The sequence below is a fragment of the Mucilaginibacter sp. genome, assembly GCF_035492695.1.
In the GTDB taxonomy this organism is placed as follows: Bacteria; Bacteroidota; Bacteroidia; order Sphingobacteriales; family Sphingobacteriaceae; genus Mucilaginibacter.
Genome location: NZ_DATJJC010000026.1, coordinates 133,749 through 149,483, shown reverse-complemented (window position 1 = coordinate 149,483; position 15,735 = coordinate 133,749). Strand labels below are relative to the sequence as shown.

At 45.7% G+C, this 15,735-nt stretch carries 15 protein-coding genes; 7 read left to right on the top strand and 8 right to left on the bottom strand.

Annotated features, from left to right (window positions below; genetic code table 11):
• Positions 1–124: 124 nt before the first annotated feature.
• On the top strand, positions 125–658 hold the full coding sequence (locus VL525_RS15710; protein ID WP_325387987.1) for a hypothetical protein: 534 nt from the start codon (positions 125–127) through the stop codon (positions 656–658).
• Between the two features lie 8 nt (positions 659–666).
• On the opposite strand, the gene panD is transcribed toward VL525_RS15710, so the two are convergent.
• Both panD and panC read right to left on the bottom strand, forming a co-directional pair.
• Positions 667–1,017 carry an aspartate 1-decarboxylase gene (panD, locus tag VL525_RS15705; protein WP_325387986.1) on the bottom strand — a complete coding sequence of 117 codons (351 nt, stop codon included), beginning with the start codon at positions 1,015–1,017 and terminating at the stop codon, positions 667–669.
• 97 nt (positions 1,018–1,114) lie between these two features.
• Positions 1,115–1,954 carry a pantoate--beta-alanine ligase gene (gene panC / locus VL525_RS15700; RefSeq protein ID WP_325387985.1) on the bottom strand — a complete coding sequence of 280 codons (840 nt, stop codon included), beginning with the start codon at positions 1,952–1,954 and terminating at the stop codon, positions 1,115–1,117.
• Between the two features lie 157 nt (positions 1,955–2,111).
• On the opposite strand from panC, the gene VL525_RS15695 reads away from it, so the two are divergent.
• From VL525_RS15695 to VL525_RS15670, 6 genes are all read left to right on the top strand, one after another.
• Positions 2,112–2,936, top strand: a complete 825-nt coding sequence (locus VL525_RS15695) for a glycogen/starch synthase (protein WP_325387984.1) — start codon at positions 2,112–2,114, stop codon at positions 2,934–2,936.
• Between the two features lie 15 nt (positions 2,937–2,951).
• The gene (locus VL525_RS15690; RefSeq protein ID WP_325387983.1) at positions 2,952–4,337 is read left to right on the top strand and encodes a DUF4270 family protein; all 1,386 of its coding nucleotides are present in this window, start codon (positions 2,952–2,954) and stop codon (positions 4,335–4,337) included.
• Between the two features lie 117 nt (positions 4,338–4,454).
• Positions 4,455–6,290 (top strand): glutamine--fructose-6-phosphate transaminase (isomerizing), encoded by a 1,836-nt coding sequence (gene glmS / locus VL525_RS15685; RefSeq protein WP_325387982.1) that lies wholly within the window; start codon positions 4,455–4,457, stop codon positions 6,288–6,290.
• 182 nt (positions 6,291–6,472) lie between these two features.
• Complete coding sequence (locus tag VL525_RS15680; RefSeq protein ID WP_325387981.1) at positions 6,473–7,408, top strand: hydrogen peroxide-inducible genes activator; 936 nt, start codon at positions 6,473–6,475, stop codon at positions 7,406–7,408.
• 132 nt (positions 7,409–7,540) lie between these two features.
• Positions 7,541–9,943, top strand: a complete 2,403-nt coding sequence (locus tag VL525_RS15675; protein WP_325387980.1) for a TonB-dependent receptor — start codon at positions 7,541–7,543, stop codon at positions 9,941–9,943.
• 1 nt (position 9,944) lies between these two features.
• The gene (locus VL525_RS15670) at positions 9,945–11,108 is read left to right on the top strand and encodes a PepSY-associated TM helix domain-containing protein (protein ID WP_325387979.1); all 1,164 of its coding nucleotides are present in this window, start codon (positions 9,945–9,947) and stop codon (positions 11,106–11,108) included.
• 146 nt (positions 11,109–11,254) lie between these two features.
• Here VL525_RS15670 and VL525_RS15665 read toward each other — a convergent pair whose 3' ends face one another.
• The 6 genes from VL525_RS15665 to VL525_RS15640 all read right to left on the bottom strand — a co-directional run bounded on the left by VL525_RS15665 (position 11,255) and on the right by VL525_RS15640 (position 15,721).
• Positions 11,255–12,277 (bottom strand): ferredoxin--NADP reductase, encoded by a 1,023-nt coding sequence (locus tag VL525_RS15665; RefSeq protein WP_325387978.1) that lies wholly within the window; start codon positions 12,275–12,277, stop codon positions 11,255–11,257.
• Between the two features lie 5 nt (positions 12,278–12,282).
• Entirely contained in the window at positions 12,283–13,278 is a 996-nt protein-coding gene (locus tag VL525_RS15660; protein ID WP_325387977.1) for a zinc-binding dehydrogenase, read from the bottom strand.
• A 160-nt stretch (positions 13,279–13,438) separates the two neighbouring features.
• A complete protein-coding gene (locus tag VL525_RS15655) occupies positions 13,439–14,050 on the bottom strand; it encodes a superoxide dismutase (protein WP_325387976.1) in 612 nt (203 codons plus the stop codon).
• 137 nt (positions 14,051–14,187) lie between these two features.
• On the bottom strand, positions 14,188–14,679 hold the full coding sequence (locus VL525_RS15650) for a nucleoside deaminase (RefSeq protein ID WP_325387975.1): 492 nt from the start codon (positions 14,677–14,679) through the stop codon (positions 14,188–14,190).
• Positions 14,679–15,014, bottom strand: coding sequence for a tRNA-binding protein (locus tag VL525_RS15645; RefSeq protein WP_325387974.1), 336 nt, complete (start codon positions 15,012–15,014; stop codon positions 14,679–14,681). The genes VL525_RS15650 and VL525_RS15645 overlap by 1 nt, the downstream gene beginning before the upstream one ends.
• 56 nt (positions 15,015–15,070) lie before the next feature.
• Entirely contained in the window at positions 15,071–15,721 is a 651-nt protein-coding gene (locus tag VL525_RS15640) for a response regulator transcription factor (protein ID WP_325387973.1), read from the bottom strand.
• Positions 15,722–15,735: the final 14 nt, after the last annotated feature.

The following is a 15,735-nucleotide window of genomic DNA, read 5'->3' as shown; positions in this document are numbered from 1 at the left end:
ATGAAAGAATTAGGGATGGATTTTTTTAAAATTTAATTCCTGCCATTTGTGAGTTAAATCATAGCAATGTAAATACAGATTTTTTATATTTACCATACTGCTTAAGGGCAATCTAATACGCGGAATGATGAGAAGATATTTAATACCAATTGTTATCCTTACGATCTTAACCGGCGGCTGCGCCATGTACCAATCCATTATCAAATCGTCCTTTCCTTATACCAGTTCACTCACCGTAGTATCATCCGCACAAGCGGGCAACGAATATTCAGCTGTCAACATTGCCAATAGTTTCGATCAGAATTTCAGCAAAAGCGGCAATAATGCGGACAGGATAACCCTGGTACGGGTTATTTCAGCAAAACTAAGGGCGGACGACCCTTCCGACTACAATATCGGCAACCTGAGTTCAGTAAAAATATTTCTTTCTAAAGACGACGGGACGGATGAAATGCAGGTGGCGCAACGTCAGGATATCACCGCCAACGCCGGAAACGAGATCAATCTTGATATTGACAATTCGAAATTCCTGGATCAGCTGGTTCGCGAACCTAATATAAAGGTGCGGATGGTTTATAAGGTGCGGAAAACTTTTACAAGGGACGTGAGCCTGCATGTGATACTGGACCTTAGCGCTTATCCTAACCCTAAAGACTAAACAAGTTCTTACTTGATCAATTTGTTATCAGAGTCAGGAAATACAAGCAGGGGCTTATAATTGCGCGCCTCTTCCATCTCCATGTGGGCGTACGACATAATGATCACAATATCGCCAACCTGTGCGAGGCGGGCTGTGGCGCCATTCAGGCATACGGTACCGCTGCCACGTTCGCCCCTTATCACATAGGTCTCAAACCTTGCGCCGTTGTTGTTATTTACTATCTGAACCTTCTCGTTAGGGATGATGTTCGCTGCCTCAATCAAATCCTCGTCTATCGTAATGCTGCCCACATAGTTCAGCTCAGCCTGGGTAACCTTGGCCCGATGTATCTTGGATTTCAATACCTCTATAATCATTTTGCAAAAGTACTATTAGTTGTTCATAGTTGATGGATCATGGTTCATAGCCATGTCATATTACCTTCCAAAATTCCGATGAACCGTTATCTGTGAGCTATGAACTCAATATCTCATTGTCTATAAGCCTTGTATTGCCAACTTTTGCGGCTACCAAAGCCACGATGGTACGGCTGTCGGCAGTTGCAGGGTGCAGATCCCTGCCGTCTGCTATCTCAAAGTACTCAAGGCTTACGCCGGGTTCGGCACTTATCATCGCAGCACTTTCTTGTTGTAATGAGTCGATGCTGGCTGTATTAAAATTTTCTTTTACCCAATTTAACGTTTTCGAAAGCACCAGCGCACGCCGACGGTCTTCAGCCGACAGATGGATATTCCGCGAACTCATGGCAAGGCCATCCGGTTCGCGCAGGATGGGGCACATCACCAGCTTAACCGGCAGGTTCAGCATATCCGCCATCTTCTGTATTACCAGGAATTGCTGGTAATCCTTCTGACCGAAAAAGGCCATGTCCGGTTTCACAATATCGAACAGTTTATATACCACCTGCGTAACCCCCTGGTAATGCCCCGGCCTGAACTTGCCTTCCAGCAAATGTTCCAATTCGCCAAGGTCCAAATGCCATTGCTCATTCCCGGCATACATTTCATTTACTTCGGGGTTGAATAAAATATCGCAACCGGCCTGCTCCAGTTTTTCGATATCTGACTGTATCGGGCGGGGGTATTTTTCAAGGTCTTTAGGATCATTAAACTGGGTGGGGTTTACAAAAATGCTGCAAGCAACCACATCGCAACGCTGTTGTGCAATAGCTATCAGTGAAAGGTGTCCCTGGTGTAAAGCGCCCATGGTTGGTACAAAACCGATGGTTTTATTACCCCCGCGCAACCCGCTTAGGTATTCGCCAAGGCCGTTCCTGCTTGTATATGTCTTCAACGACTTAAAAAGTTATAAAAATGGGGCAAAGTTGTGTAATTGATTAAATATAACCAAAACTAACTTGCATAATACGTTGGTAATTCATAAGATAATGCTTATATTTGCAGACTCAAATTTTTTGACTTCTTTACATAATTTTAATAACTGACTAGAGATGGGTAAATCTAAGCTTCTGTTCATTACACACGAAATGTCCCCTTTCCTCGAACTCACAAAAATTTCTGAAATCACGCGTCAATTGCCACAGGCAATGCAGGACAAAGGCTACGAGATCCGTATCCTGATGCCGCGTTTTGGAAATATCAATGAGCGCAGGAACAGGTTGCATGAAGTGATCCGTTTATCGGGTATGAACATCATCATTAATGATAATGACAATCCTTTGATCATTAAGGTAGCCTCGATCCCGGCCGCGCGTATGCAGGTTTATTTCCTCGACAACGAGGAATACTTTCAGCGCAAGCATGTGTTTAATGATAAGGACGGGAAATTTTATGCTGACAATGATGAAAGGATGATCTTCTTCTGCAAAGGTGCATTAGAAACTGTTAAAAAATTGGGCTGGGCGCCTGATGTGATCCATTGCCACGGCTGGATGAGCTCGCTTGTTCCGGCTTATCTGAAAACTACTTATAAGGACGATCCGACCTTCAAAAACTCAAAGGTAGTTTACTCGGTTTACGACAATGATTTTACCGGTAAGCTAAATTCTGATTTTGCTAACAAGGCGGTTATGACCGATATGACCGAAACGCACACTGAAGTTTACAAACCAGGCACCGCTTCGGCGCTTCACGCAGGCGCAATCCACTATTCCGACGGAATAGTTTTGGGTAGCGAGAATATTGACGATGAAGTGTTAAATAATGTTAAAAACAGCCATAAATCGGTTTTAGAGTTCGATTCCACTTCTGATTTCGAAAATTATTACAATTTTTACGACGAAATTACCAACGAAGAATTGGTACATGTTGCATAAGTATTGAGATCGGATATGAAATTTCTTAGATTAGACTTATTGACCCTGTTAATAAGTCTTTTTATTTTAAATAGCTGCAGGAACGAGAGTACCATAGGGCTGGGGGTGACCTCATCAACCCAGTTGAATAGTACGATGATCGACACTGCGACAATTGTGGTTAATACTGTTCCTGAAGATTCGGTGGTAACTTCAGGCTTAACAAAAAACGCCCTGGGCTATTTCCAGGACCCTGTATTGGGTACAACTGAAGCAAACATTGCTGTTGCACTTAATCTTCCGAATCAGAACGCTTATTCGCTGCCTACAGGTACTGTAACCGTCGATTCGGCCGTTCTTGTATTAAAATATGCCGATGGATTTTATGGCGATTCGCTTACATCAAGGTATAAGATCAACGTATACCAGTTAGCTGAGAGGCCGCTTAACCAAACGTATTTTAACACAAAAAGCTGGAACTACAATAACACAATTGTTGGAACCCGCAGTTTTTATGCACGTACTCACGACAGCGTTAAAATATACGATATTATAACCGGCGCGCCGGACACGCTGAAACGTGTGGGGCCGCAATTAAGGGTGCCTATTGATAAGAATTTTATCAATACCATCCTGTTTAATGCAAGCAGCGCGCAACTTAGTTCCAATACGGTTTTCCTGAACAATGTCAAGGGCCTGTACCTTACCCTTGACAAATCGGGCACAACCGGTCCGGGTGGGACATTTATGTTCTCTTTAGCCGATTCGCTCAATGTATATTACCGCGCCAATAACGGAACAACTATAGACACAGCAACTGTTTCGTTACCGCTGTCATCTACCCATGCTGTACAGATAAAAAGAACGCCTTCGACGGCGGTAACCACCGAGCTTGCAAACACAACCGGCGGTTCTAGGGATGTTATCTATTTCCAGGGACTTGCAGGTTTAAAAGCGAAGATAAGTTTCCCCTATTTAAAAAGCATTATTAAAACCATCGGTTCCAGGATAGTCATTAATAAGGCCGAACTGGTTATTACACCGGTTCCGGGAAGCAACATACCCTACAATGCGCAACCAAAGCTGACGATGTACCGGTATGACATAGCCCATACCCTGGCCGAATTGCCCGATGCAAGTTCAAACGACGCCCGCTCGGGTGGTATAGGAGTCTTCGGCGGTTATTATAGTCCATCATTAAAAAACTATCATTTTACCGTTACGGCCTATATTCAGGACCTGATGGACGGTAAAACGATCGATTACGGCACTTACATCGCTCCGGTTGACACCACAAACACGCAAACTGTCGATATTGCCCCCACACCGCAAACCGGTGGCCGCACCATTGCCGTCGGCACAGACAAGACCTCTCCTTACCGGATCAAGCTCAACATTACTTACACCAAAATAAATAATTAATAAACGGCCCTGTCTCAGGGCCGTTTTCGTTTTATTTGGATTATAATTCGCCACTCCTATTGCTTTTACGGGGCAGGCCGTTATTTTTGTACTTTTTAAATTTAAAAACTTCTATTTATGTGCGGCATTGTAGGTTATATAGGTTACAGGGATGCTTACCCTATAGTTATCAAGGGGTTACACCGGTTGGAGTATCGCGGATATGATAGCGCAGGCGTAGCGCTCATTGATAAAGATCTTAAAGTTTATAAAAAGGCCGGGAAAGTGAGCGACCTGGAGCACTTTACCGATGGGTTGAATACAAAAGGTTCTATCGGGATGGGCCACACGCGCTGGGCCACACACGGCGCGCCCAGCGACCGTAACTCGCACCCGCATTCGTCGGGCGATCGTAAGCTAACCATTATCCATAACGGGATCATCGAAAATTATGCGGTAATCAAGGAAACTTTACTCGCAAAGGGTCATGTTTTCCTTAGCGACACCGATACCGAAGTTTTGATACACCTGGTGGAAGACATTCAAAAGGAAACCGGCCTCGACCTTCGCGAAGCAGTAAGAATAGCTCTGAATAAAGTGATCGGGGCATACGCCATTGTTATCATGAGCGCCGATGAGCCGGATCAGCTGATAGCAGCCCGCAAAGGCAGCCCGATGGTGATCGGTGTTGGAGAAGGCGAATACTTTATAGCTTCTGATGCGACCCCAATAGTAGAGTACACTAAAAATGTGATCTATCTTAATGATAATGAAATTGCCTATATCCGTCGCAACGACCTGCTGATCAAGAACATCGATAATACGGTGCAAACCCCCTATATCCACGAGCTCGAACTGAAGCTGGAAATGCTGGAAAAAGGCGGTTACGATCACTTTATGCTAAAGGAGATATATGAACAGCCGCGTTCCATACGCGATTGTATGCGCGGCAGAATATATCCCCAGCAAGGCAAAGTTCAGTTAGGCGGCATAAAGGAATATGCCGAAAAGCTGAAGAATGTTGACAGGATCATCATTGTAGCCTGCGGCACCTCGTGGCACGCAGGACTGGTTGGTGAATACCTGATAGAAGAATACGCGCGCGTACCTGTTGAGGTAGAATATGCGTCGGAATTCAGGTATCGCAACCCCATCATCAACGAAAAAGATTTGGTTATAGCCATCTCCCAATCAGGCGAAACCGCCGACACCATGGCAGCTATCGAATTGGCGAAGGAAAAGGGGGCGACGATATTTGGTATTTGCAACGTGGTAGGTGCGTCCATCCCCCGCACAACGCACGCAGGTGTTTATACACATGCAGGGCCGGAAATTGGCGTGGCCTCTACGAAGGCGTTTACCGCGCAGGTGAGCGTGCTTACCCTGATGGCCTTCTACATTGCGCAGCAACGTGGCACCATAACCCAAAGTAAGCTGGTTGAATACTTAACCGAACTTAATGAAATACCTGAACTGGTTGAAAAGGCGCTCAGATCCAACGATCATGTAAAAAAGATCGCTGCCCGGTTCAAGGACTCTACTAATTGCCTGTTCCTGGGCCGTGGAAGTTCGTTCCCGGTGGCACTGGAAGGCGCTTTAAAGCTGAAGGAAATATCCTATATACACGCCGAAGGTTACCCGGCGGCTGAGATGAAACACGGACCAATAGCCTTGATAGATGATGAGATGCCGGTAGTTTTTATTGCCACCAGGCATTCGTCCTACGAAAAGGTGATCAGCAATATCCAGGAGGTGAAAGCGCGGAAAGGCCATGTGATCGCTATCGTGACCGAAGGTGATACCGACGTAAAGGCAATGGCCGATTATGTGATCGAAATACCGCAAACTGCCGAAGCATTTGTACCATTGCTGGCCACTATACCCTTGCAATTGCTGTCTTATCATATAGCGGTAATGCGCGGTTGCAACGTCGATCAGCCAAGGAATTTGGCCAAGTCAGTGACGGTGGAGTAGTGAATGGTGAATAGTCAATAGTGAATAGGTTGCTGTTTTCGCGAAATAACAAAAGACCCCAATAGTATCAAGCTATTGGGGTCTTTTTATTCAATACTCACCATTAACAATTTACAAACTTAGCGCGGTTTATAAAATAGAGAAAATCAATAATTATAAAATTTTAATTAGATTTGCTCTATATGACCATTACCCAGCTTGAATATATTGTAGCCGTCGATACCTATCGCAGCTTTGTGATGGCTGCGGAAAAGTGTTTTGTTACCCAGCCTACACTTAGCATGCAGGTGCAGAAACTGGAAGATACGCTCGGTGTAAAGATATTCGATCGCAGCAAGCAGCCTGTAACCCCAACCGAAATTGGGATCGAGATCATAGAGCAGGCCAGGGTAATGCTCGCCGAAAGTGAAAAGATAAAAGAGATCATCACCGACCGGCAGAAGGAGCTATCCGGCGAACTGAAAGTAGGCATCATCCCTACAGTATCGCCATATATTTTACCTAAGATCATTTCAAGTTTTATCCAGAAATATCCCCAGGTAAAATTGATCGTTTGGGAGCAGACAACCGAGGAGATCATACAGCAGCTGAAATTGGGTACGCTGGATTGCGGTATCCTGTCGACGCCATTGCATGAGCCATCTCTTACGGAGATCCCTGTTTTTTATGAGAATTTTGTTGCCTATGTATCCAAACACAGCAAGCTCTCGAAAAAGAAAAGCATAGTACCTGATGATATCGATATGGAGGAAATATGGATATTAAACGAGGGCCATTGTATGCGCGAACAGGTTTTAAATATCTGCCAGAGGCGGCGATCAACCAAGGGGTTTTTACATTTTGAATACAATACAGGCAGCGTAGAAACGCTGAAACGAATGGTTGATCAGAACAATGGCGCTACTATATTACCCGAGCTGGCCCTGGCCGAATTAAATGACAAGCAACTGGACAAGGTCCGTTATTTTAAAACACCTGAACCTGCCCGTGAGGTTAGTATCGTTATCCAAAAGAACTTCCTGAAGCGCCGGATGATAGAAGCGCTGAAAACCGAGATACTGGAATTCGTCCCCAAACGAATGAAAAGTAAGAAGAAAAAGGAAGTGATGGAGATATAAGGGATTCCAATTTCGACTTGAACTATTTTTTTCTTGAAAAACCTCTTTGTTTAGAATCTTTCTAAATAATTTGGATTGTCGGGTTTTCAACTATACATTTGCGACATTATTTATAATTAGTCTAAATAAACAATGAAGCAAACTCAACATCTCCGGAATTTCTTTACAATTCTCCTATCTCTCTTCTTTATTGCCCCACTACAAACCAAAGCAGATGACGACGATCTGCAGAGGGGCACCATACGGGGTAAAGTAGTAACCCAGGATAATAAACCTGCTGAAAATGTCACAGTCGCACTATTGAATACCAGGTATGGAACAACCACCGATGAGGATGGAACTTTTAGTCTAAGGGCACCACAAGGCAAGTATACGCTGGTCGCCAGTTATATCGGCCACAAATCACAGCAGGCAGAAGTTGAGCTAATTGGTGGAAAAACAATCATCGTTAATTTTACACTGACAGAAAATGCCAACCAGCTAAGTGAAGTCAATATATCGGGCAGGAGGCAAAAATATAAGCTCGATGAGCCCTCACCCAGCCTGCGTTTGAACGAACCGGTATTGCAAGTGCCGCAAAATATACAGGAGGTATCAAGTGAGCAGATCAAAGATCAGCAGATATTTAATATGCTGGAAGGCGTATCGCGTAATGTAAGCGGTTTGACCATGCAGGAGCATTGGGGCAATTACGCACGCATTAATGCCCGGGGCGATAGGATTGCCGCTTTCCGGAACGGGATGAACATTGAAGCTACGTGGGGCCCGCTTACGGAAGATATGGCCTTTGTTGACCGGATAGAGTTTGTGAAAGGCCCCGCGGGATTTATGCTGGCCAGCGGCAATCCCTCAGGTTTTTATAACGTGGTTACCAAAAAGCCTACAGGCACAACCAGCGAAGCTTTTAGCTTTACAGCAGGCAGCTTTGATACCTACCGCGCTACTGCCGACTTTGACGGCACACTTACCAAAGACGGCAAATTGCAATACAGGCTTAACGCAGTGGGTCAGCTTGCCGGATCGTGGAGGCCGTATGATTTTACCAACAGGGTGGGCATAGCACCCGTACTGCGTTATAAATTTGACGACAAAAACACCCTGACCGCTGAATACAACTATCAGCACCAGCGAATGAATGCCTTTGGCACGGCCTATCTTTTCTCGACACAGGGATATGCAAGCCTGCCGCGCGATTTCACGAACGCACCCTCTAATACGCCGTCATCTGCCATCAATGACCATAGTGCATTTTTAACCTACGATCATAAGTTCAGCGACAAATGGAAAGTTACTGCGCAAGGCGCTTATTTCTATTACTATCAAAAAGCTTACACGTATTGGATAAACAGTATCCAGGAAAATGGCGATATCGACCGTAACCTTGGCTATTGGGATGCTATAAACAGGAATAAATTCGCCCAGGCTTTTGTTAATGGTGAATTTGGAACAGGCATTATCAAACACCGCGTATTAGGCGGTGTGGATATCGGCGATAAATATTACATCCCCGATTATAACCAATCTGGCTCGCTCGACCCGGTTACTCCGTTTAATATCTATCATCCTGACAACGGGCCCGTGACGCTTCCGGTGTTTGATACAAAAACTCCTTTGAGCGTACGCGGCAAGGATTTTGTTTCAACCGAGAAATATCAGTCGATATACGCACAGGATGAGTTCGGTTTTTTCGATCAGAAACTCCGCCTGACCGTAGCTGCCCGCTTTACCCATGCCACTACGGTGGATCCTTACGCCGGATCGACCAATGACCGGAAATTTACACCAAGGTTTGGGTTGAGCTACTCTATAGACCCAAACACATCTGTTTATGCCGTCGTGGATCAATCCTTTTTACCTCAAACCGGCAATATTTTTGGCGGTGCCAAAGTTAAGCCTGTTACCGGAAATAACCTGGAAGCAGGTTTAAAACGCGACTGGTTTGGTGGTAAATGGAGCACCACATTATCTGCATACCGCATACTCAAGAACAACCAATTAGTAGGCGACCCGGATAATCATGGCGATCCGGCAGCTAATTATGTGATACAATTAGGTCAAACCAAAACAACCGGGGTCGAATTTGACGCACGCGGAGAGATCGTACGCGGACTAACTTTAATGGCCAACTATGCTTATACTGATTCGAAGATCAATAAAGACACAGACCCGGCCAATGTCGGCAACCCCGTACCGGGTTTTGCCAAGCATGTCACCAATACCTGGCTTACTTATACCATCCAACACGGCGGTTTTAAAGGCCTGGGCTTTTCAACAGGCTATCAATGGCAGATAGATCGTCTTCCGTGGAGTTTAGGTACAGGCACATCAGACCTGCCAAACTATTTCCGTTTGGATGCAGGTGCTAATTACCAGGTCAAAAAGATCAGCCTGGGGTTAACGGTAAATAATGTACTTGATAAATACCTGTATTCGGGAGGGCACGAAGATTACCTGAGCTCTACCGGTGCCACGGTATATAGCTGGCAGGCCGAAGCGCCAAGAACAGTACGCCTGAGCATCGGTTATAAGTTTTAAGATGACGCGCTTAAAAAAAAGCATATTATTTATTCACCGCTGGCTCGGATTTATATCCGGGCTGGTGGTAGTTATTGTAAGTATTACCGGTTGTATTTTCTGTTTCCAGGACGAAATACAGGACGCTATTCACAGCTACCGAAAGGTGGAAATACTACAGCAGCCTTACCTTGCGCCATCGGTACTAAAGCAAAAAGCGCTTAAAGATGATCCAAAAGCTGTTGTCAATTATATCTACTATTACGGCAAGGACCGGCCGGCAGCAGTGCTGGCAAGTAAGGGGCAGGAAAGCCTGGATTACATTTACCTTAACCCGTATACCGGGCAGGTAATACACCGGGAAAATATCCAATCGAATTTCTTTGTAGTGGTCGAATATATTCACCTGTACCTGCTGCTGCCACCGAAAATAGGCAGTGTGGTTGTGGGTATCTCCGTTTTGATATTCCTGGTTTTGATGATAACGGGTATCATCCTTTGGTGGCCCAGGCGCAAAAGCGACTGCAAGCGAAGTTTTACCATCAAATGGGGTTCGCGCTGGCGAAGGATCAACTATGATCTGCATAACGTACTTGGTTTTTACGCTACCAGCATCGCCATCATTCTTGCCATTACGGGCTTATCTATTGCTTTTGACTGGGTGAACAAGGGTATTTATAATGCTGCCAATTTCGGCAGAAAATACCCGGATGAAAAGATTGAGCCGAAATCAGATACGCTTCCGCAGATTAAGGCAGGCCAACCTATTATTGATCATGCGTTACAGGTTGCGCAACAGCAGTCGCCGAAAGCAGAGATGTTTTTGATATACGACCCAACAGCCAAAGCGGATGCAGTAGGCGTAACGGCCTATGCCCAAAGCCTGCATTATTACAAAAGCGATGAGTACAATTTCGATAAGTTCAGCGGTAAATTGCTTAAGCGATTACCGCATTCCAGGAAAAGCGCCGGCCTGAAAATGAATGCCATGAACTACGATATTCATGTTGGACAAATATGGGGCCTGCCAGGTAAGATATTAGCTTTCATAGTTAGCTTGATATGCGCCAGTTTGCCTGTAACCGGCTTTATCGTATGGCTTGGCAAACGGAAAAAGTCAAAGAAGAAAGTCACTATTAAAGATATAGCCCATCGCAAAACGCACGCAAGGCTTGCTACACATTAAGTCCTGGTTGCCCGTAACGCAGTAGATCTGCTTATGGGTAACTCAGGCACTATTTCATTGCTAAGGGGGTGTCATGTTGAGGCTCTCGAAACATGCGCGAAGGCCTGCGCTCACTCTTTGAGAACTTTAGAGTGACCGCCTTTATTTTATTCTCCGGTGTCGCGAAATCCGATCACTACATCATCACTTACCGGGTGCCCGGTGCAGGTTAGCACCCACCCTTTTGATACATCTTCATCGGTCAGGACTTCGTTAGCCGACATAATTACCTTTCCACTTTTACATATAGCCGAACAGGTTGAGCAGGCGCCCACGCGGCAGCTATAAGGAATGGCTAATTTGTTTTGAAGCGCCGCCTGCAGTATCGATTGATTTTCGCCAACAGCTATGTCGTATACCTCGTCTTTAAAATGGATCTTCACTCTCCCCGGCGGGTAATTGACCAGGTTTCCGGCAACGGGCACCGTTTCTATCACAAAATTTTCCTTTCGTATCTTGTTTGGTTCGATTCCGGTATAGAGCAACGTCAGCCGGACCATGCGCATATAGGCAAAGGGGCCGCAGATGTAAAACTCAGCCTTATCAATATCGAAATGGCTGTTTTGCTTTACCAATTGTTCAACCAGCAAGTTACTTAGCCGCCTGCCTTCACTGCTTATAAAATAATGGATATGCAATCTTTCCGCATACTCCGTGGCGATTTGATCCAGTTCGGCTTTAAATAAAACAGGCATGCCGGCGCTGCTATAAAGCAGCGTTAGCTTGCTGCTGCCCTGGCGTACCAGAACGTGTTTGATCTGTGAAAAAACAGGAGTGATACCACTGCCGCCGGCAAAAAAGAAGATGTCTTTTTCGGATTGATAGTCATTTACGGTAAAGCGTCCGGCGGGTTCAACCGCATTTAATATATCACCAATTTTAAGCTTAGTAAGCATAAAGCGGGATATCTCGCCGTTGGCCTGGCGTTTAACAGTTACTGCCAGCACGCCCTCATGTGGCGCCGAACTTAATGAATACGAGCGCCGTATCTCTACGTCGCGGTGAGTAAATATCAGTGTCAAAAACTGGCCCGCTTTATATGTTATCTTCTTCCCGGACACTTCTTTTAAAAAAAAGGTCGCTGTATCAGGCAGTTCCCATTTGATGGCTTCAATTCGCAGCTGAAGCATAGGTGTCAGGTTTTAAGAACGATCTTGCCGAACTGAGATGAGTGTTCCATCTTGCGCACCGCTTTATCGGCATCTGCTAACAGGAATACTTCATCGACAACCGGGATTATCTTGTGTTGGTTCACAAAATCTACCATTGCTTTAAAATCATCCGGCGAACCCATGGTTGTTCCCAATATCTGCAGTTGTTTCCAGAATATTTTGCGCCCGTTCAGCGGCGGAATATTGCCTGCTGTGCCCCCGAAAAAAACGATCCTTGCGCCGGGGTTAGCAAGCTCGAGCAATTTATCAAAGCCATCGCCCAGGGCGCTGTCGACGATCACATCAAATCCGCCCGCCATCAGTTTTAACTGTTCGGCCCAATCTTGCGCTTTATAGCTCACACCTGCCGAAGCGCCCATCTGCTTTGCTTTCTCAATCTTCTCGCCCGAACCGGATGTTACAAATACCTGGCAACCTGCAGCAACCGCCCATTGCAGGGTGAATGTGCCAGTGCCGCCGCCCACACCTGTTATTAACACCTTATCTCCCTTTGTTGCCTTACCCTTGGTGAACAATGCACGAAAGGTTGTTAGTCCCGCAAGCGGCAATGCAGCTGCCTGCTCCCAACTTAAGTGGGCTGGTTTGGGGTATAGATATTCCGCTTTGACCTTTACATATTCGGCCAGGGTGCCGTCTTCCGGCAAACCCAATATGCTGAAATCTCGGTTTTGATAATCGGCATTGGATCCCCAGTTGTGGCATGGGTTGATGATTACCTCTTTATTAAGCCATTGCTTATCAACATCCTTTCCTGTTTCCGACACAATACCAGCGCCATCAGAACCCAATATCGACGGATATTTTATCCCCGCGTATTTGCCTACGGTTATCCAGTAGTCCCTGCGGTTAAGCGCCGCCGCTTTTATGTGTACTAAAACCTCATCAAAACTTAATACGGGTTTGTCGATTTCTTTTAATACAAGCGGCTTATCGGCTGCTTCTAATACGATGGCTTTCATAACTAAATGGTTTGTCATTGCGAGCGTAGCGCGGCAATCCCGTCGGGTGTGTGTGACGAGGTTGCTTCGTCGTCCCTCCTCGCGATGACATGGTTTTATACTAAACAAAAAACGGCAGAGTGATTTAAGTTCTGCCGTTTTAAGTTTTATCTGCTTTTAATTAAGCTGTTGCTTTTGCGTACAGCTCGGCAACGTGGTTCCAGTTGATCACGTTCCAGATAGCTGCCAGGTAATCCGGGCGGCGGTTCTGGTATTTCAGGTAATAAGCGTGCTCCCAAACGTCGATACCTAAGATAGGCGTGCCTTTCACTTCGGCAATATCCATCAGCGGGTTATCCTGGTTAGGGGTTGATGTAACGGCCAGCTTTTTATCAGCAGTAACAATTAACCATGCCCAACCTGAACCGAAACGGGTTGCACCGGCTTCGGACATTTTGGTTTTAAAGTCGGCAAACGAACCGAACGTACTGGTTATTGCTTCAGCCAGTTTACCGGACGGTTCACCACCGCCGCTTGGCGAAAGCAGGGTCCAAAACATGGTGTGGTTATAATGACCACCGCCGTTGTTGCGAACTCCCATCGGGAACTTCGAAATGTTTTTGATGATATCTTCGATATTGCTATCCGCCTCTGGTTTACCTTCGAGTGCCTTGTTTAAATTGGTAACGTAAGCCTGGTGGTGTTTTCCGTGGTGAATCTCCATCGTCATTTTGTCGATGTGAGGTTCCAGAGCATCGGTAGCGTAGGCCAATGCCGGTAGTGTAAATGCCATAATGAACTATTTTTAAAGGTTGTGAATCGTATCCTACAAATATAAAGTTATGAGGGTGACTTTTGTTCTATTAAATGTCAATTTCTTGCGAGACGCCCTTATAAATCTCCCCTGCAGGAGACACTTTAAAAGCCCCCCTACCGGGGAGGGTTTGGCGGGGCTTTCCGCTTACTCCTGAAAAACCCCCGTATCAACTCCGCACACTCGTTTTCCTTTATACCCCCGGTGATAATCGTTTTGGGGTGGGTTATCTTTTGATTCAGCCTGCCAAAACCCATGCGTGTATCGTAAGCGCCAAAAACTATCTTTTGCAGCTGGAACCAGTACGATGCCCCGGCGCACATTACACAGGGTTCAAGGGTTACATAAAGCGTACAGTCTTTCAGATATTTGCCGCCGAGGAAATTAGCCGCAGCTGTTAAAGCCTGCATTTCGGCATGGGCCGATACATCGTTCAGGCGCTCGGTCAGGTTATGACCCCTGCCTATGATCTTTCCCTTGCAAACCACAATGGCGCCTATCGGGATCTCGTCCTCGTCCAAAGCCAGCTTGGCTTCCCTCAGCGCCTCATTCATGAAAAAATCATCAGGCGATATGGCCGGCTCATCGCCGAAAGTGTAGTAGCGCATCACATCAATTTACTGCCGTTCGGCACTTTTTGTTCTACCGAAGTTAAAACAATATCACCGTTTTCATCGGCAAAGCCGGTAACCAGGAACCCGGACATGAAAGTGGCGATCTGTTTTTTTGGAAAATTAATAACCCCAACGATTTGCCGCCCGACCAATTGTTCCTTCGTATAATGTTTTGTGATCTGCGCGCTCGACCATTTGATACCGTATGGCCCAAAGTCGGCTTTTACTTTGTAAGCGGGTTTGCGTGCTTCAGGAAAATCAGATACTTCGAGTATAGTGCCCACGCGAAGTTCGACTTTCTCAAAATCGTGCCAGGTAATGGTTTCCATAGTGCAAAGCTATGGGAGAATTGCAGAATGCAAAATGGAATTAGAAAAAGGAGAAATCAAACGCTGATAATACCACGCTTAATGGCAAATATTACCAGCCCCACCAGGTTTTTTGAGCCTGTCTTTTCAAACAACCGCGCCCGGTAGCCTTCCACCGTACGCACGCTTAGGAATATTTTATCCGCAATTTCCTGGTTGGAATATTCCTGGCAAACTAATTTCAGAACTTCCACTTCCCGGTCATTCAATTCGATGCTTTGCTGCCCGGCATCGGCCTGTCCCGGCCCAACCAATTGCTTGATAAGGGTTACTGAAAGGTGCTCGTTGAAATAAAATCCTTTATTGTAAACGGTAGAAATTGCTTCTATTATCTCTTCCGGCTCGGCATTCTTTAATAAATACCCCGATGCACCAGCCTTCATCATATCCACAATGTATTTGTCTTCATTGTGCATTGAAAGTGCAAGCACCTTAATATCCTTGAAATTCTGATGGATGTGCGCAGTCGTTTGCATGCCGTCCATTTCGGGCATTTTGATGTCCATCAATATCACATCGGGGGTACGGGTGGCGAGTTGTCCTATCAGCTCCTTCCCGTTTGATGCTTCTATGATCAAATTGAAATCGGCGCAATCCTCCAGGGTGGCTTTTAAACCATTCCTGAAAATTTTGTGATCGTCGGCTATTGCAAGATTTATCGGCTTCATGGACGAGATAAATA